The organism is Paraburkholderia domus, from assembly GCF_905220705.1.
GTDB classification, from domain to species: Bacteria; Pseudomonadota; Gammaproteobacteria; order Burkholderiales; family Burkholderiaceae; genus Paraburkholderia; species Paraburkholderia domus.
The window spans coordinates 1-17,116 of sequence record NZ_CAJNAT010000038.1; the positions used below are offsets into that span (position 1 = coordinate 1).

At 59.7% G+C, this 17,116-nt stretch carries 11 protein-coding genes, 1 pseudogene and 4 riboswitches; of the genes and pseudogenes, 5 read left to right on the plus strand and 7 right to left on the minus strand.

Going from position 1 to position 17,116, the window contains the following annotated elements:
- Window positions 1-539: 539 nt before the first annotated feature.
- The 6 genes and pseudogenes from KHO31_RS34710 to KHO31_RS34735 form a co-directional block, all read right to left on the minus strand.
- A pseudogene (locus KHO31_RS34710) lies at window positions 540-1,498 on the minus strand (SOS response-associated peptidase family protein).
- Between the two features lie 46 nt (window positions 1,499-1,544).
- On the minus strand, window positions 1,545-4,691 hold the full coding sequence (locus KHO31_RS34715; RefSeq protein ID WP_211625448.1) for an error-prone DNA polymerase: 3,147 nt from the start codon (window positions 4,689-4,691) through the stop codon (window positions 1,545-1,547).
- Between the two features lie 6 nt (window positions 4,692-4,697).
- Window positions 4,698-6,167, minus strand: a complete 1,470-nt coding sequence (locus KHO31_RS34720) for a Y-family DNA polymerase (RefSeq protein ID WP_201083233.1) — start codon at window positions 6,165-6,167, stop codon at window positions 4,698-4,700.
- Window positions 6,097-6,789: a translesion DNA synthesis-associated protein ImuA gene (gene imuA / locus KHO31_RS34725; protein ID WP_201083248.1), complete on the minus strand. Its 693-nt coding sequence runs from the start codon at window positions 6,787-6,789 to the stop codon at window positions 6,097-6,099. Before imuA ends, KHO31_RS34720 begins: the two co-directional genes overlap by 71 nt.
- Before the next feature lie 684 nt (window positions 6,790-7,473).
- The gene (locus KHO31_RS34730; protein ID WP_236559988.1) at window positions 7,474-8,175 is read right to left on the minus strand and encodes an MgtC/SapB family protein; all 702 of its coding nucleotides are present in this window, start codon (window positions 8,173-8,175) and stop codon (window positions 7,474-7,476) included.
- Window positions 8,176-8,206: 31 nt separating this feature from the next.
- Complete coding sequence (locus KHO31_RS34735; protein ID WP_201083231.1) at window positions 8,207-8,638, minus strand: NUDIX hydrolase; 432 nt, start codon at window positions 8,636-8,638, stop codon at window positions 8,207-8,209.
- Window positions 8,639-9,612: 974 nt separating this feature from the next.
- A riboswitch (Fluoride riboswitch) is annotated at window positions 9,613-9,675 on the plus strand.
- A gap of 259 nt (window positions 9,676-9,934) precedes the next feature.
- Here KHO31_RS34735 and KHO31_RS34740 point away from each other — a divergent pair.
- Window positions 9,935-11,470, plus strand: coding sequence for a MutS-related protein (locus KHO31_RS34740; protein ID WP_201083229.1), 1,536 nt, complete (start codon window positions 9,935-9,937; stop codon window positions 11,468-11,470).
- Window positions 11,467-13,017: a MutS-related protein gene (locus KHO31_RS34745; protein ID WP_211625450.1), complete on the plus strand. Its 1,551-nt coding sequence runs from the start codon at window positions 11,467-11,469 to the stop codon at window positions 13,015-13,017. The genes KHO31_RS34740 and KHO31_RS34745 overlap by 4 nt, the downstream gene beginning before the upstream one ends.
- A gap of 100 nt (window positions 13,018-13,117) precedes the next feature.
- On the opposite strand, the gene KHO31_RS34750 is transcribed toward KHO31_RS34745, so the two are convergent.
- Window positions 13,118-13,855 carry a hypothetical protein gene (locus KHO31_RS34750; protein ID WP_201083225.1) on the minus strand — a complete coding sequence of 246 codons (738 nt, stop codon included), beginning with the start codon at window positions 13,853-13,855 and terminating at the stop codon, window positions 13,118-13,120.
- 175 nt (window positions 13,856-14,030) lie between these two features.
- Window positions 14,031-14,103: riboswitch (Fluoride riboswitch) on the minus strand.
- A 186-nt stretch (window positions 14,104-14,289) separates the two neighbouring features.
- Window positions 14,290-14,357: riboswitch (Fluoride riboswitch) on the plus strand.
- 196 nt (window positions 14,358-14,553) lie between these two features.
- Here KHO31_RS34750 and KHO31_RS34755 point away from each other — a divergent pair.
- The 3 genes from KHO31_RS34755 (at window position 14,554) to KHO31_RS34765 (ending at window position 16,819) form a co-directional block, all read left to right on the plus strand.
- The gene (locus tag KHO31_RS34755) at window positions 14,554-14,919 is read left to right on the plus strand and encodes a DUF190 domain-containing protein (RefSeq protein WP_201083223.1); all 366 of its coding nucleotides are present in this window, start codon (window positions 14,554-14,556) and stop codon (window positions 14,917-14,919) included.
- Window positions 14,897-16,189, plus strand: a complete 1,293-nt coding sequence (gene eno, locus KHO31_RS34760) for a phosphopyruvate hydratase (RefSeq protein WP_201083221.1) — start codon at window positions 14,897-14,899, stop codon at window positions 16,187-16,189. The genes KHO31_RS34755 and eno overlap by 23 nt, the downstream gene beginning before the upstream one ends.
- A 261-nt stretch (window positions 16,190-16,450) precedes the next feature.
- Window positions 16,451-16,819, plus strand: a complete 369-nt coding sequence (locus KHO31_RS34765; RefSeq protein WP_201083220.1) for a DUF190 domain-containing protein — start codon at window positions 16,451-16,453, stop codon at window positions 16,817-16,819.
- A gap of 50 nt (window positions 16,820-16,869) precedes the next feature.
- Window positions 16,870-16,941, plus strand: a riboswitch (Fluoride riboswitch).
- Window positions 16,942-17,116: the final 175 nt, after the last annotated feature.

Sequence of the window (17,116 nt, forward strand, 5' to 3'; positions counted from 1 at the left end):
GCGCCGACGACTACGAGGCGCTGCTACCCTGGAAGCTGGGCAAGCGGGAGCACGAAAAAAACGTCTAGGTCAAGTCTGCGGGAGGGACGTGCTTCGCTGATCGCTTACGCTCGAAATTGCCGACACCTGACAAATGGACCTTTGGATTCAACCCTGCGCGTGGTGCGCTGACCTGTACGGCAAGCCGGCCACTGAGCCTCCGCACCGGGACCTCACGCTTAAGGGTGTGGGCGCAGTCAAAGGCGAGCGACGGGAAGAGCATTACACCTGTGGTAGGTGCCGCGCGGTGTTTGTGTGAATCCTTGCCGGGCCGCCCACGCGGCAAATCTGGATGCTGCTAAAAGCCGGTCAGCATTGACGCAACGCTTGCTCAATCTCGAAGGAGCACGAGTGCCTTCACGCCTGGATTGCACGAAATCGGAAAAATGCGTCCTTTGGGGGGGTGTGAAAGGGCGGGGCTCTTTCCGGACGGATTCGCGCGATGACGATCACGTGTGAAGTGGGTGGGAAAAATCGCAGGCCGTTAGACCCTGGCGAGCTCAAGCTGCCATTCGATGTTCGTAGTAAGGGCGATAGCGGTCGTCGAGAATCGCATATTGTGCCGCGAGGTTACCTCGCTCGGGGCAGAGCCACGCATCGATATTTTCCGGCTTGATCGGGATGATGCAGCGATCATGACCCGCGGCCGCAATCTCCGGTGGCGGCTCATCGGTGATGGCCGCGAACGACAGAAGGGCCGGCTCGCCAGGGGCCTGCCAGTGTGACCACAGGCAGGCGATGAGCATGTCCTGAGCGGGCTGCGGCTTGAACTCCAGGACCACGTTTTCCTCCTGTTCGCCTTCAGCGAGCTCGCGCCCTTCAAGGCGATGTCGTTTCACGTTTTCATAGAAGGCATTCGCGACAATAAGACCGTGCGAATACCCAAAAAGTCCCTTCCAGAAGCCTTGAGGTTGTCAAATCTGGCGTTATAAGTCCCGGGATATTTCTTGTCGTAGAACGCAGGCTTGCCAGCCGGGCGGCAGTGATAGCGCATCGGCTTTATGACACGCTTGCCGTCTTCCATGATCATCACCGGAGCATATTTGCCGGGGAAAATTCGCGAGTCGCGGTCTTTCAGTTCGGTGCGCCGGAGATCGTCGAGCCCGCGCAGCGCCGACTCGATCTTGCTGGTCGCGATCCGTTTGCTTTCGGTGGCCGCCTTCGTCGTTTTGCCCTGAAGGGTGCGTTCGGCGTCGGCGAGTCGCGCGCGCTGTTTGAACAATTCCTGCTCGAGCCTGGTTGCCTGCTCGCCGTTGAACCGGTCGATCGCTTCCTTGATCCGCCGTTCCTCGTCGCTCTGGGGAACCGAGAACGCGGCGTCCATCGCCTTCGGAATCCTGACATTGCTGCCCTCGGCGCGCTCCCAGTACAGCTGTGCGAACTCCCGGATGCTCATGTGCGCGCCAAACATCCTGACGTATTTGCGGTAGTCCGCCTGGATCTGGGCTGAATAGCACATGGTTGCTCTCCCTCAAGAAAGGTGCGCCAATATGGTACGCCGGTTCCTAATGGAAGTTTCGCGTCGACGTGACGAGCGTGCCCAGCAGGTGTGACATGTCGACCAGTCGCTGTGCAACCAGGTGTCGTACCTCCCCCTGGCATTGCCACGTCCCATAGACGGCGAGCAGTGACGCACCCAGCGCTTCCTGTCGCTGTTTTTCAAGCAGACTTGGCCACACGATCACGTTCACGTTGCCGGTCTCGTCTTCCAGCGTCACGAACATCACACCCTTGGCGGTGCCAGGACGCTGACGTACGGTGACGAGCCCGCAGCCACGGGCGAGTCGCCCATCGCGATAGGTGCGCAGCGTCGACGCCGGCATCAGCCTGTTCGCGAGTAGTTGCGGCCTGAGCAGTTCAAGCGGGTGTCGGCCAAGCGTCAGGCCCACTGAACGGTAATCAGCAACGATGTCGTTTGCCTCGGTTGGCGCACCGAGAGCGGGCGTCTCGTCCTGAACGGCTGCTGTCGCGAGCATGTCCTTGTCTGGTACCGCTGCAACGGATTGCCACAGCGCTTCACGGCGATTGCCGGCGAGGGCGGCGAGCGCATTGGCATCGGCCAGTACATGAAGATCCTTGCGATCCAGTTGCGCGCGGCGGGCAAGGTCGTTGACGCTTTCGAACGGCCGAACCGCGCGCGCATTCTCGATGCGTTCCGCAGCGCCGTCTTTCATGCCTCGTAGTAGCGACATACCGAGCCGGACGGCCGGTCTTCCGGCGCCTGGCAAATTCACCAGTGCGGAGTCCCAGCCACTGATTGTCATGTCGACGGGCAGGACTTTGACACCGTGGCGTTGTGCATCCTGCACGAGCTGCGACGGCGAGTAGAAACCCATCGGCTGTGAATTCAGCATGGCCGCCAGAAACGCCTCCGGCTCGTGGCACTTCAACCAGCTGCTTGCGTACACAAGCAACGCAAAACTGGCCGCATGACTCTCCGGAAAACCGTATTCACCAAAGCCCTTGATCTGTTCGAAGATGGATTCGGCGAAGGCGAGGGCATAGCCGCGCTCCTGCATGCCATGAACGATTCGATCGTAATATTTTTCCAGTCCACCTTTACGTTTCCAGGCGGCCATCGAGCGACGCAGCTGGTCGGCTTCGCCGGCGGTAAAGCCGGCCGCCAGAATCGCAACCTGCATGACCTGCTCCTGAAAGATCGGAACGCCGAGGGTTCGTCCCAGTGCGGTTTTCAGCGCGTCACTCGGATAGGAGACCGGCTCGAATCCCTGGCGTCGCTGCAGGTAGGGATGCACGGCGCCGCCCTGAATCGGACCTGGGCGGACGATCGCCACCTCGATCACGAGGTCGTAGAACGTCCGGGGCTGCATCCGCGGCAGCATGCTCATCTGGGCACGCGATTCGATCTGGAACACACCGACCGTGTCTGCAGCCGAAATCATCTCGTAGGTCTGCGGGTCCTCCGCAGGTATGTCCTGCATTTCGAAACGCTCGCCGCGCTGCTCCGACACAATATCAAGCGTGCGCCGGATAGCCGAGAGCATACCGAGTGCAAGGACGTCGATTTTCAGCAGACCGAGCGCCTCAAGGTCGTCCTTGTCCCACTCGATGACCGACCTGTCTTCCATTGCTGCATTCTCGACAGGCACGAGACGCGTCAGCTTGCCGCGACTGATTACAAAGCCACCCGAATGCTGGGAGAGGTACCGCGGGAAGCCAAGCAATTGCGATGCGAGCTTCGCCCACGCCTGAATCAGCGGCTTTTCCGGGTCGAGGCCTGATTCCCTGAATCGCGCAAGCAGATCCTGACTTGTATCAAACCAGTGATGTGACTTTGCAACGACGTCAACGATCTGGGGATCAACGCCGAGCGCCTTGCCGGTTTCACGCAGCGCACCACGAGGTCGATAGGTTGAGACTGCCGCCGCGATTGCTGCGCGGTCGCGACCGTACTTGCGATAGATGTACTGGATGACTTCCTCGCGTCGCTGGTGCTCAAAGTCGACATCGATGTCTGGCGGCTCGCCACGTTCCTTCGAGATGAAGCGCTCAAAAAGCATGTTGCCGCGAGCCGGGTCCACCTCGGTGACGCCGAGGCAATAGCAGACGGCAGAGTTAGCCGCGGAGCCGCGCCCCTGGCAGAGGATGCTCTGGCTACGCGCAAAGCGGACGATGTCATATACCGTGAGGAAGTACGGTTCGTATTGCAGGTCCGCTATCAGTTCAAGCTCATGCTCAATCTGTTCCTGCACCTTGTGTGGAATACCTGACGGAAAGCGTCGTTGTGCGCCAATGTACGTTTCCTGCCGCAGGTAGGCGGCAGGGGTGAACCCGGTTGGAACGAGTTCGTCCGGATACTCGTAGCGCAGTTCATCCAATGAAAAAGTACAGCGGCTTGCAATATCAACGGTTGCGGCAAGTGCGTCGTCGGGGTACAGGTTAGCGAGCCGCAGTCTGGAACGCAGGTGCTGCTCGGCATTCTGTGTCAGGTCATAGCCGCACTCATGCACCGGCCTGCGAACGCGGATCGCGGTCATGGTGTCCTGCAGCGGCTTTCGCGAGCGCACATGCATGACGACGTTGCCGAGCGCGACAACTGGGACGTCCTGATTCCGCGCGACAAACTCAACCGAACCCCGATGGATGTCATCCATCGCACGCTGGTGCAGCACAAGTCCCACCCAGGCGCGGCCCGTGAACGTATCATCGAGCCATTCGACCTGTGCTGCCAGCACGTCTTCTTTCGCCGGAAAGTCGGGTACCAGAATGGCGAGGCAGTCGGGCAGGCCGCGCAGGTGCCGGTTCTCCCTGTCGGGCCGCGACAGGTCCTGCGGCGTCAGGCCGTACTCACCCTTCGGAGCGCGCGTACGGGCCAGCGTAATCAGCTCGGACAGGTTGCCGTATCCCTCGCGGTTTCTGGCGAGGAGAATCAGCCCGAACGCGGGTGATCCGTCAGCGTTCACCAGACTGAAGTAGGACCCCACGATAAACGGCAGCTTTGCCTGCTTCGCTGCAACGTGTGCGCGCACGACGCCAGCCAGCGAGCACTCGTCGGTGACGGCCAGCGCTGAATAGCCCAGTTGCTCGCGCTCAGCCAGTTCTTCCGCATGGGAGGCGCCGTGCAGAAAAGTGAAGTTGGAAAAGCAGAACAGCTCGGCATAAGCCGGCAGGGTGGAAAAGGTGGCGTCCATGGCGTGTCATCCGAACAGGCCATGCAGGAACCACCGCTGGTCTTCTTCCGCGTCGCGACTGCTGACGCGCTCGCGGTATATCCAGAAGCAGCTCTGGTCTTCGCCCTGGGCGACGAAGTAGTCGCGCGTCACCAGTTCGCCATCAAACCACCCGGCCTCAATGCGCTCGCCCGGAGACACCATGCGCAGTGGCGAGCCGTAAAACGGCCGGTGTTTGCGCATGAGCAGCCGCACCGGCTTTGCCAGAAGCCATGTGGGTCGTGGAAGTCCTTCAGGCAGCACTGTGCTTTTCGACGCACTTGCGACAGGCACCCATCGATTGGCAACCTCAGGTCGGTAATCCGCGGTTGGCGCAGGCCGGAGTACGTTTTCTTCGCCGAGTCGAGCAACCAGCAATTCGACAAGACGGGTGTGGTCCTCGGCTGTGCCGCCGGGTTCCGGAAATAGCGTGTCCGATGCCGGCACTGCAGGTTGCACGCTGGACGCATCGAGCCGTAACGCAATGACCGGTGCAGTCAGCTCGATCCGTCCAAGGCGCTCCCTGATGAGCCGAACGAGATGTTCCTCTCGCCACGTTGGCTCGCCGAGCGCAATCTCGATCGCGGTCGGCTCAATTGCCTGCCGTCCGCGCTCGTGCTCCAGCAGGAGGGTCGCGCCTGTGAGGGCCAGCTGTTTTGCGCACAGCCAGCCACATAGCTGGACGACGAGACGATGCGCGCCAAAGAGCGCTGCTTCCGCATGCTCGATGCGGTCGGGCATTTCAATGCGGGCGGAGAACGTCGGGGGCAGTTCCAGCCAGTCAAAAAGTTCAGGCGCCGTGCCAAAGGCCCGGTCCAGCGAATCAAGGAGGTGTTCGCCGCAACGGCGCTGCAGTCCAGCGCGCGGCAACCGTCGTACATCGGCGATCGTTTTGCAGCCCAGTCCCGCGAACCAGTCAGCGAACGGTCGAATCTCCGGCACCGACAGCAATGGCAATGCGGATAGTTGCCGCTCGAGCGAGTCGACCTTGAGTACACGCCGGTTCCGGTGTTTCGCGAGCAGCCATGCACCTTGCCCGGTCGGTGCAGCGCTTATCCGTGCGGTCAGTCCTATGGCATCGAGTGTCGCTTTTGCCTGACGGCACACCGCAAGCAGACCGCCGAACAGGCGCAGGCTCGCACCGATGTCGACCACCACGACGGCCTCGTCGAGCAAGGCGACATCTGGCGAGAACCTCATGAGCGCGATCGCCACTTCGCGCTGCGTTCCATATTCACGGCCCGGATCGCGTTCGTACATTTCCACTTCCGGCGCGAGCGTCAGCACGCCGCCGCGTTTCATGCCGACCCGCACGCCCGCTAACCTGGCAACCCCGTCTGCGATGAGCACCTTGTCGCTGTCCAGGACCACGCAGCCGTGCGCAGGTTCAGGCAGCCACCTTGGTCGGAAGACCTCGAGCTGCAACCGGGGCAAGTGGACGGCGAGAAATACGCGCATGGTGCGAAAACGGAACAGGGGTTGGTTGAAGGGGGATGGACAGAGGGTCTGCGCGTGCTGGACCTCGTCGCTTCGCAATATCGACGGTCAGGCCGTCGCGTTCTGGCCGGAGCGCCAGTCGTAAAACGGCAGGGGACGCATCCTGCGCGGCCGCCAGTGGACGAACCATGAAAAAAAGCGTCTCCGAAGACTGCGCGGCCAGATGCAGCCGCCGCAGCGAAGGCGTCTGGACGTACTGCGTCCAGAGCAGGAGTGCACCGCAGCTTCCGGCTCGCAGGATCTGCTCGGCTGACCACAATGCGTCGGCCGTCTTTGCGGCGCGAATCTGCAGCAACTGTTCCGGGGAAAGACCGATGTACTCGAGACCAAGGCCGTTCGGAACGTGTGGCGGCTGAACCATCGCAACGGGTCGTTTGCCCAGTGCGCTGAGCGCAGGCCGAAGCAACCGCATCTCTCCCACACCGGCCTGCTGGACCAGCAGGTCGATGAGCACGCCGATTGGCCATCCACCGCCGGGCAGTTCTGCTGAAAGCGTCGCGTAGCCGGTATCGACCGTCCTGCCGCGGCCGCGCGCAAGCTGCGATGCCCGCCACAGCGTTATTCCCCCCGCCTCCGAATACATACTTGAGTCGAGGACGGCATCGATGGAGCGCGCCCGTTCACCGGGGGCACGTATCTGCTGAGCGGCCGCGTCAGTGCGATTCACGATCAAGCTCCAAAAGTACTGTATAAATATACAGTAATTCTAGCGCAAGATCTCAAGATTGCGGATGAGTCGCCGAGATCCCTCGCCATGCCGTGGGGCCGCGGTCGGGCGTCAGAGCGTCAAACGGGTGCTGTGGTTTCTTTGAATCACGGGCTGGCACTAGAAGCTGGGTGGGCAACAGCCGATGGGAGTCAGTCAATGTCGAACTGCAGATGGCTCATTACGGCTCACAAGCAGCCGGTAGGGATCTGTCGGTTCGGCTTGCTCTCACGTCAATCGGCGTATCGACAAGAAGGGAACGGGCTTTGACTAGTCAGTGAGGTTCGTGCCCAAAGAGATCGTCAACGATTCTGCGTGCCGCGCTATACCCGCCCATGAGGGCGTCAACCTCAGTATCAAACGGGCGGCCCCCAGTCTCACCAAATCTAAGCGGCGAAAAGATCGCAAGGGCATTGCCAGCCTGGAAGACCCGGACGACTGCGACATACCCAGACCGTGTTGCGGGCCGTTTGATTGGCAGCAACTTTAAACCTGACTCGACAGTTATCTGAAGAGTGAACCCGTGATATTCATACGTTCGCATCATGAACCGTTCCGCTATTACTTCTCTTGGCGGCACTCGCGAACGCCTGCCATCATTTCCAGCCGCGCGCAGATCGCAGCAAACTCGTTTGAAGATGCCCGCGAGAGCGCAATCTGCACATCGTCGAGCTCAGGGTCGTCCTCGGACTGTTGGACGATAAATTGTTTGACCCGAATGCTCCCCGTGCCAAGCGCGCGATGCAAACTGTCCAGCGAAACGCTTCCTCGTTCGGCCAGCAACTGTATGCTGCGCTGTTGCCTGACGGAAATAAAGCGCCGCTCCAGCGGCTTAACCCCGGCGAGAATAATGAGAATGATGATCGTCGCACCAAAGGCCGCGGTGTACATTCCTCCGCCCACCGCGAGTCCAATTCCCGCTACCGACCACAGACTGGCCGCCGTTGTGAGACCCCGGACAACCTCGCCGCGCAGCAGAATCGAGCCGGCGCCAAGGAATCCGATTCCCGACACCACCTGGGCCGCGACGCGCGACGGATCCAGCACGACGTTTTTCTGACCCAGCGCGTCCGCGAACCCGAACGCGGACACCATCATCATCAATGATGCGCCGACACACACTAGCATGTGTGTGCGCAAACCAGCGGCCCAGTTCAGTCTTTCGCGCTCAAAGCCGATGACGCTTCCGAGCAGGGCCGCCATGAGAAGGCGAGACAATATTTCAAAATTACCTATCACATTAAAAGTCCAGATAGCGTGCATTCATACCGTATTACCGTTTTGGCGCGACCGGCTACACGGCCGGCTGCTGGGCAGCAGCAGTTACGGTGCCAAGGTCGATGGCGGGAAGCGCTATTGTGACATTTTTGTGACTAATCAGCAGTCGGACAATTTCTCTGGTGGGAACGCTCGTGATGACGGTCGACACGTGTCTGGGCCGGATCCAGCGGCACCGCAAGATCTCATTGCTCGCCGAGGGTGTCAGGTGATCTGGCAGGTCCACCAGAAACACGTGATGCCGTTTGGTTAATCCGCCAAATTCAAACAGAAACGTGAAGCCGTCAACAGCAAGGGCGGTTTCCTCAGTCAATTCTCTTCCGGCCGCCTCTATCGGTGACTCGGAGCGCCGGATCGTGCCGCCCGGTAGCGACCAACGCGACCGTCCGCGAGTCACGAGGAGTATTTTGTCGTGTTGCCTGCACACGATGGTCGCTCTTTCTTTCATGGTTACCCGATCTTCGTTCCGGTGCTATCTTTGAATGGCGCATCGTGACTTTTCCGTTCGATATGGATTCGACGGGTTGCCACATTCGCTCGATTCGGGATGAGCTTGGTAGATAAAGAAGCCCGACGCTTTCTAAATCAGTCCGCCATTTGCCCTCGACGTTATTGTGCCGGGGAGAATATTCGATGAAAACCCGCTCGTCGCTGGAGATCTGCTTGCCGCTTTTTGTGTTTGCGGTGGCATGCCTGGTCTCGCTTCCAACTCTTATCCTTGCCCTCGTCTGGCTTACTCTCGGTGCCTGTTCGATCGGCCACCACTCTCTGGAAGAATTGCCCACTGACGGAATCCAGCGCCAGTGGCTTCACGGTCCCCGCAGCATATGCCTTTGGTTCTACCACTTGGCATGGTGGCCGAGGTACATGCGGGTTGAACTACGGGAGATCGCTGCTCGCGCCGGAGAAGCTATCGAATCGGCTTACCGCCGGGCAGGACGCAAGGGAGCACCTCGCGCCTCAAGGCGACGGGCCGCCGGCGACGATAAGTAACGCTTGGCGACATGGCACGGTCGGGATGGGATCCCGCAAACCGGCCGCCGGCTTCACCGTGAATTAATCCGTCTATTAACCCAATGTCAGATTCCGAGCGTAGATGAGTCTTTGGCCCGCGACCACTCAATGACCGGGTTGGGTCGCGTGCCGCCGATCGCCGTCAGACAGGGACCGGCCATGCGGCGACAGTCATAGGCGGCCAGTTGATTGATTGGTCGAGATGCGGCAACGGGCGTCCGCGAACTTCAGGCAACGCTCTGGAAGTGTCATTGAAGTGCGATTGAAGCGAATACTCTGATGGCCGGTCAAGCAGCAATTCTTGCGGGACAAACGTGCATTTCGCTTTCCTGCAGGTTCGCCCGGTGAGACTGACTTCACCAGCGTCGCCAGCGTCTTGTATCTTCGTGTTGCACGGCGTAGACTGAAAATTGAAGTGGAGATGGCATTCCTCCATAACCGCCCGCACGGGCTAATGATGCCTACAGGCCTGGGTTCGGGTACTGTGGGCATGTCTCGACTCGCTTCGTTTGTCTGAAGCGCGCGCCATCGTCAATCTGGCGTCCCCTCCCAGTTTTCATCACCGTACCGATCACGTTTGTCCGCCTCACTGATTGCTGTCGAGCGCGTGGCCGGGCGTTGGGATCTCTGCTCAGACTCCATCCCGCCGAGTGGAACCAGTCACTCGCGCGGCCGACGGAATCTGGCTGCAGACGCACGTGTGCGACTGCAAAATAAGAAGAGGGTACGCATGGTCTTTCACAGCATCCTGTTCGAAAAGCCGGAGGACGGACCAAAGCCGGATGACGTGCCGGAGCCCGATTTTTTCGGCGATCTCAATCTCGACCAGATTGTCTCGGCGGTCACGATGGGATGGAACGACTACAACCTGAAGCCGTTCTTCTATACCGAACTGTCGCGTGAGGAAGCGATAACGTATCGGCACGAGGTCATGCAGGATCTCGACAATGTCGCCGTGCTCGGCAGCATCAAAGCGTTCGCCCACAGCATGCGCAAAATGCGCGAGCACCTGGCACAGGCGGAGAAGCTCCACTACCGGCCCCAGAAGGAATGGTGGTTCCTCGAATCGGTCGTGGTCTATTGCGAGACACTTGCGGCCTTTGCCCGGGATCTGCCGCGGGCAGCGCCCACATCGAAAGGCCTGCGGGCGTTTCATCAATACCTGGACGGATATGTGGCGTCTGAGCGCTTTCGGTTACTCACCCAAGACGCCGACCATATCAAGCAGTGCCTCTCGGCGATTCGATATTGCGTGGTCATCAAGGGGAACGCCGTCACGGTGCGCCCCTACGATGCGGAGATCGACTACAGTGCCGACGTTCTGAGGATTTTCGACAAATTCAAGCAGGGAGCGGTCAAGGATCATCGCGTCGAGTTGCGCGACTGGCTGGACATGAATCACGTCGAAGCCCATGTCCTGGATTTCGTCGCGCAACTGTACCCGCAGGCGTTCGTGGAGCTCGCCACATACTGCGCGAACAATGCGAGCTATTTCGATGCCACGATCCGGACGTTCGACCGTGAAGTCCAGTTCTACCTCGCGTACCGCGACTACATCGATATCTGCAAAGCTGCGGGCCTGTGTTTTTGCTACCCACGTGTGTCATCCGACAGCAAAGCCGTGCGCTGCGACGAGACGTTCGATCTGGCGCTCGCGTACAAGCTCACGAGCGAAAAATCGGGTGTCGTCCGCAACGATTTTCATCTCGATGACGAAGAACGGCTGATTGTCGTATCGGGTCCCAACAACGGTGGCAAAACCACCTTTGCCCGCACCTTCGGCCAACTGCACTATCTGGCGAGGATCGGTTGTCCGGTGCCTGGCCGCCATGCCCTGCTCTTTCTGTACGACCGGCTGTTTACGCATTTCGAGCGCGAAGAAAATACCAACGATCTGCGTGGCAAGCTCCAGGACGACCTGATGCGCGTTCATCACATCCTGACGCACGCCACGTCGCGCAGCGTCATCATCATGAATGAGATCTTCAGTTCGACAACGCTGACTGACGCACTGTTTCTGAGCAGGAAAATCATCGGCGAGATTCTGGAGCGCAATGCGTTGTGCGTTTGCGTAACCTTCATCGAGGAGATCGCGCATCTCGGCGAACAGGCCGTGAGCATGGTCAGCGAGATCAAGCCAGGGGACCCGGCTTCCCGCACCTTTCGGGTGAGAAGAAAACCCGCTGACGGTCGTGCGTACGCGGTGTCGGTCGCCGAACATTATGGCTTGACCTATGACCATTTGAAGGAGCGGCTCGGGCTATGAAGCCATATCTGCTCTATAGGGACCGTGACTTCAATCTGCGCCGCGAGGCCGAGTGGAACGAGCCGGCGCTGGTGCAGGACCTGGAACTGAACACGCTCTATCAGGCGATGGCGCAGGGTGACGCGTTTCTCTACGACGTCATCAAGCGGGTCGTCCCGGTCAGTTCAATCGAGCTGGACGAGATTACGTATCGCCATTCGATCCTCGACGATTGCATCAATCATGAGGCCACTGTGCGACAGCTCTACGCGATCGCGTTCGAGGCGATCGAAACAGAGCGCAAGAGCTACTACAGCTTCTTCTCTTCGTCAGCCAGTTCGGTGTTGTACGGTGCGCGAGAAATGATCCAGCAATTTGTCGGCGTACTGAGGACGCTGAGGACTGTGACCGACGCACAGGCGGGGCAGTTCCAGTCAGAAGGGTTTGCGCAATTTTTCTCGATGATCCAGCGCGAGTTGACAGACGAGTATTTTGTGACGATCCGGCATTGTCTCAAGGAGCTCAAGTTCGGTGACGGCGTGCTGATCAGTGCCGGGCTGGGAACAGGCAACAAGGGAATCAGCTACGTACTGCGCAAACCGCATGAGAAGGACCCGAACTTTCTGAAGCGGCTACTCGCCAAACGATCGCCCTCGTTGACGTTTCGTATTGCCGATCGAGATGAGAATGGCGCCCGTGCATTGGCGGAGCTGGAGGCGCGGGGGATCAATCTCGTCGCCAACGCGCTGGCGCAATCAGCCGAGCACATCCTCAGTTTCTTCACGATGCTGCGCACCGAACTGGCTTTCTACCTCGGGTGCGTCAATCTGCACAATGAGTTGACCCGGCGGGATCTCGTCATGTGCGTTCCGGTTCCACGGGAGCGCATTGAAAGAGAGCACGCCATTGAAGGGTTGTACGACGCGGGCCTCGCACTGCGCACCGGGCGGGCACCCGTTGGTAACGACGTGCACGGAGGCGGCACGGAACTCATCGTCATCACGGGCACCAATCAGGGCGGCAAGTCGACGTTTCTGCGAGCGCTTGGACTGGCACAGATCATGATGCAATGTGGAATGTTCGTCACGGCAACGTCGTTCTCGGCGAACGTGTGCGACGGGATATTTACCCACTACAAGCGCGAGGAAGATGCATCGATGAAGAGCGGAAAGCTCGATGAGGAACTCAAACGAATGAGCGAAATTGTCGAACACATCAAGGAACACACGCTCTTGTTGTGCAACGAATCCTTTGCCGCAACCAATGAGCGCGAGGGTTCCGAGATCGCGCGGCAGATCATCGTGGCGTTGTTGCAGAAACGCGTGAAAATCGTCTTCGTCACACACCTGTACGCGCTGGCCCACGGGCTGCATGAGCAGAAGACACAGAGCATGATGTTCCTGAGAGCGGAGCGGCGGCTCGACGGAGTTCGCACGTTCAGACTGACGGAAGCTGAGCCCTTGCAGACCAGCTATGGGGAAGATCTGTACACGCGGATTTTTCTGTCGCAGGGTGATGAGGAAGCGCGTGGCAAGTCCGCCTCGGCGGACCTGTCGAAGGTCGGATAGCATGCCGCCTATCGCGCAGGCATCAGTCCGGGCGAGCACGACCGATGCATTTTATTTCCTGATTCCCATAGCGGACGGAGCCCGGACGCCGTCATGACGTTCATGGTTCGCTTATCTTCCCCTCAAGCGGCAACAGGCTTCGGACCAATTCGGTCCATCCGCTGCACCAGCCGATGGCACCAATGAGTGCACCCCGATCTTCCTCCGTGTCAGTGCCCCGGAGGTCCCATCGGAATGCGTTCTCGAAGGTCGAAAGGTGGGCGGAAATGCTGACGATGCTCGCGTATTGGGACTTTGCGATTTGCGCGCCTTCATGTTCCATCGCTTCAATCAGATGCAAGCGGCAAAGGACGGGCGAACCGGTCCCTGCGCACCGGCCGCAGACATACGGAAGCCATCCACGGCGGTTGTCAGCGGCGAAGCGCGCGGCGTTCGTGATGTCCCGTCCCTGTGCCAGCCGTTCGGGTGGTGCATTGCCTTCGGAGCGCTCGTGGTAGCCGAGGTCGCACAGATGGCACGGGCCGGGCGCATGCAAGAGGTGTCGCGAGACACTGCCCGGGACCAGGCCGTGGATGCCACGATCGTCCAGGACGTGTATCGCGCGACGCATCAGTTCCCCATACAGAATCGTGCAACCGTGAATCAGATGAGGGCGGAACGCTGCTTCAACGATAAAGAACGCGAGGCTGTGGCGGGAGCACAGGCCCCAATGCGCGTAAAGGCGCGCACGCACGCCGGGGTCCATAATGCTGCCCTGAATAAACCACCAGAGGAAATCCACTTCACCGTTCGATAGCATCAAGGTTCGCGCGGATTCGGCGTTGTCTGCTTCATGCATGGCATCGTCTCCCGGATAGGTCGTGACCACGTATGCACGCGAAACCCGAAACGACGGCACGCGAGATGCAATTTGGGTAGACCGGAGAGAAGTTGCGCACGTCAGAATGCCCAGATTACGAACAGCGACGCAAACCTGGACAGAGGGGTGTTGCGGCTCTACAGCCCTCTTCCAGTGAACTGTAGGCATCATCAGCCGCAGCATATTCGAGCAGCGATTCAGGGAGGAATGCCATCTCCCGTCTCGACGCTTTCATTCTATTCACCGCGTTCGCGCTTTGCAACGCGTGCAGCTGCGAGTTCTCCGGCGCTTCTCGCGAGCCTTTTGATCAGAGCTTTCGGTCCGAGGATCAACTGCTGCGGCGCGAGATGCAATCGGACCGTAATCGCGGCACAAGCCATATCTGAACGGCCCGGCAGTTTCCTTGCTACACTGAAAGCACCGGAGATGGCATTCCTCCCCGAACCGCCGGTCAAGTCCGGCTGATGATGCCTACGATTTCCTGAGTCAGGAGGTCGTGGGCATGTCCCAGCGTCCTGCTGGCCAGATTTGTACCTCACGTGAATCTGGTTTCCTATGCTTATCATCATTGCGACAAGGTCGTACGCATCCGTCACGCGACGCATCCGAGCGTATTGTGGCGCGTCCTGCACGCGGCGACAGTTCATGCATTCTTCGGGAACCGATTGGAGCGCCCCATGAAAGGCAGTCAATTGACGCTGTTCGCGGCCAATCAGAGTCACCGCAAGAGTCACATGACCGTCGTCGAATGGATTCTGGACAAGACGAAAGAAGCCGGCATTGAGGGCGCAACGGTGATCGAAGTGAGTGAAAGCATCGACGCGCATGGCAAATATCACGCGGCGCGCTTTTTTGAATTGCTCGACCAGCCCGTCGTGGTCACGGTGGCCGCGGAGGACGCACGCATCGATGCACTGCTCGATAGCCTCCGACACGGCGGTGTCCAACTCTTCTACACGCGCGGTCCTATCGAATACGAGGTATTGGGCGCAGGCGTGAGAGACGGCGAGGAGCACGACGATGGGCACGCTTGCAGCGATTGAGCGCATTACCGCAGACGAAGTACTCGATTCCCGAGGCAACCCGACGATCGAGGTCACCGTGGAACTTCTGGATGGCATCCAGGCGAGCGCAGCGGTTCCTTCCGGTGCGTCGACGGGGGAATTCGAAGCCGTCGAGCTGCGTGATGGTGATCGCTCCCGCTACGGCGGCAAGGGCGTTCTCGATGCGGTGCGCAACGTCAACGAATCGATCGCTGAGACGCTGGAAGGTATGCGAGTGGACGACCAGCGGCGCATTGACGCGACCCTGATCGAGCTGGACGGCACGGAATCCAAGAGTCGCCTCGGGGCCAATGCGATTCTCGGCGTATCGCTGGCGTGCGCGAAAGCTGCCGCACAGGCCTGTGGGTTGCCGCTGTTCCGCTACCTGGGAGGCGCCAATTCACACGTGCTGCCTGTGCCGATGTTCAACGTGTTGAACGGCGGCAAACATGCACATCACGGTCCCGACGTTCAGGAATTCAAACTCGTGCCGCTCGGCGCGCCGACGTTTCGGGAAGCACTGCGCTATGGCGCTGAAATCTATCACGCGCTGCACGAAGTTCTCGTAGAACTGGGGACGACGACGAACGTAGGCGACGAGGGTGGGTTCGTCCCGCAACTGCCCTCGAACGTCGCAGCGATGGAAGCGATCATGCGTGCAATCGAACGTGCGGGCTATCGTCCAGGAGACGATGTCGCGATCGGTCTGGACCCTGCGGCGTCGTCGTTCTATCACGATGACCGTTATCACCTGACGCGTGACGGTTTGACATTGTCGTCCGACGAGATGATTGACTACTGGAAAACGTGGGTCGCCCGGTACCCCATCGTCTCGCTTGAAGATCCCCTCGCGGATAGCGATTGGGCGGGATTTGCCAGTCTGACTGCACAGCTTGGCGGGCGCGTGCAGATCGTCGGTGATGATCTGTTCGTCACAAACCGCAAGTTCCTGAGCCGTGGTATCCGGGAAGGCTGCTGCAACAGCATACTGATCAAGCTTAACCAGATCGGCACGGTGACAGAAACGCTCGACACTGCGCGGCTCGCGCAGTCCTCGGGATACACGTGCCTGGTCTCGCACCGTTCGGGCGAGACGGAGGATACGAGCATCGCGGACCTGGCGGTCGCGCTTAACTGCGGCCAGATCAAATCCGGGGCACCCGCGCGCGGCGAACGCGTGGCGAAGTACAACCGTTTGCTTGCGATCGAAAGAGTGCTGGGGCGGGACGCCGTGTTTGCCGGCAAGGACGCATTCCGGCAGCGCCAATAGAGGACGCCTGACGGCAGGGCTGGATCCAGTCATGAGGCGTCGCGCGCGAGTTCCGTCGTCCGGCAGGGAGGACCGCCCGTTGTGCGAACGAGATGCTGCACAGCACAATCGTGTGTCGTGGTGCCTGTGAACTAGAATGAATCAAGCGGTGGATGACCGGGCCTGCCTCGGTCGAGCAACGCGGTGTTACTCCGGGTACTGGACGCAGCCACGCGCGCGCCGCTCGGAGTTGCAAGGCCCGGTGGGCGGCGGAGATGCACGATGAACGGCTATCAACTGACGTTCTATACAGAGCAGAACAGGAAGCATGGCCATCAGACCGTATGCGAATGGCTGCTGCATGAGGTTCGCCAACTCGGTATCGGTGGCGCGACCGTCATCAATTGCGCCGAAGGCATCGGCCACGCGGGTTCGCATCATGCGGCCCACATGCTCAGGCTCGACGACCAGCCGGTGCAGATCATTCTTGCTGTGACTGAAAAGGAAGCCGGGCAGCTTCTGGATCTCGTGCGCGCCGAAAACGTGCACGTTTTCTACATGCGCTTTCCGATCGAGTTCGGTGTGATCGGTGACGACGTCCCGAATAAACCGTCGAAGCATTTTTCCCTGTTCGGCCGGTCAACGGGATAGGAGGAAACGCAAACCTTGCAAGCGTCGGCGCGTCACCTATACTCAAAACTGTTTTTTGTGGAGATGGCATTCCTCCCTAACCGCCGCTAGCAAGCTTTGCGGCTAATGATGCCTACAGGGTCCCCGGGCGCTTCGGGGCCGGTAGGCATTTTTCAGCCGGCTCGCCTTTTCGAGCATTCCGGGCATATTGTTGCCTACAAGAACACAAAAAAACATGGAATGCGCAAGCGAGTCGCCGTGCGACGATGGTTGCCGCCCCCGTCCATACGCATTGCCGCGACTTCGCGTAGCGATCAG

Coding starts and splice junctions, on each gene's coding strand:
- KHO31_RS34715 (WP_211625448.1), bottom strand. CDS start 4,691: ATGGACGCCACCTTTTCCACCCTGCCGGCTTATGCCGAGCTGTTCTGC.
- KHO31_RS34720 (WP_201083233.1), bottom strand. CDS start 6,167: ATGCGCGTATTTCTCGCCGTCCACTTGCCCCGGTTGCAGCTCGAGGTC.
- imuA (WP_201083248.1), bottom strand. CDS start 6,789: ATGTATTCGGAGGCGGGGGGAATAACGCTGTGGCGGGCATCGCAGCTT.
- KHO31_RS34730 (WP_236559988.1), bottom strand. CDS start 8,175: ATGCACGCTATCTGGACTTTTAATGTGATAGGTAATTTTGAAATATTG.
- KHO31_RS34735 (WP_201083231.1), bottom strand. CDS start 8,638: ATGAAAGAAAGAGCGACCATCGTGTGCAGGCAACACGACAAAATACTC.
- KHO31_RS34740 (WP_201083229.1), top strand. CDS start 9,935: ATGGTCTTTCACAGCATCCTGTTCGAAAAGCCGGAGGACGGACCAAAG.
- KHO31_RS34745 (WP_211625450.1), top strand. CDS start 11,467: ATGAAGCCATATCTGCTCTATAGGGACCGTGACTTCAATCTGCGCCGC.
- KHO31_RS34750 (WP_201083225.1), bottom strand. CDS start 13,855: ATGCATGAAGCAGACAACGCCGAATCCGCGCGAACCTTGATGCTATCG.
- KHO31_RS34755 (WP_201083223.1), top strand. CDS start 14,554: ATGAAAGGCAGTCAATTGACGCTGTTCGCGGCCAATCAGAGTCACCGC.
- eno (WP_201083221.1), top strand. CDS start 14,897: ATGGGCACGCTTGCAGCGATTGAGCGCATTACCGCAGACGAAGTACTC.
- KHO31_RS34765 (WP_201083220.1), top strand. CDS start 16,451: ATGAACGGCTATCAACTGACGTTCTATACAGAGCAGAACAGGAAGCAT.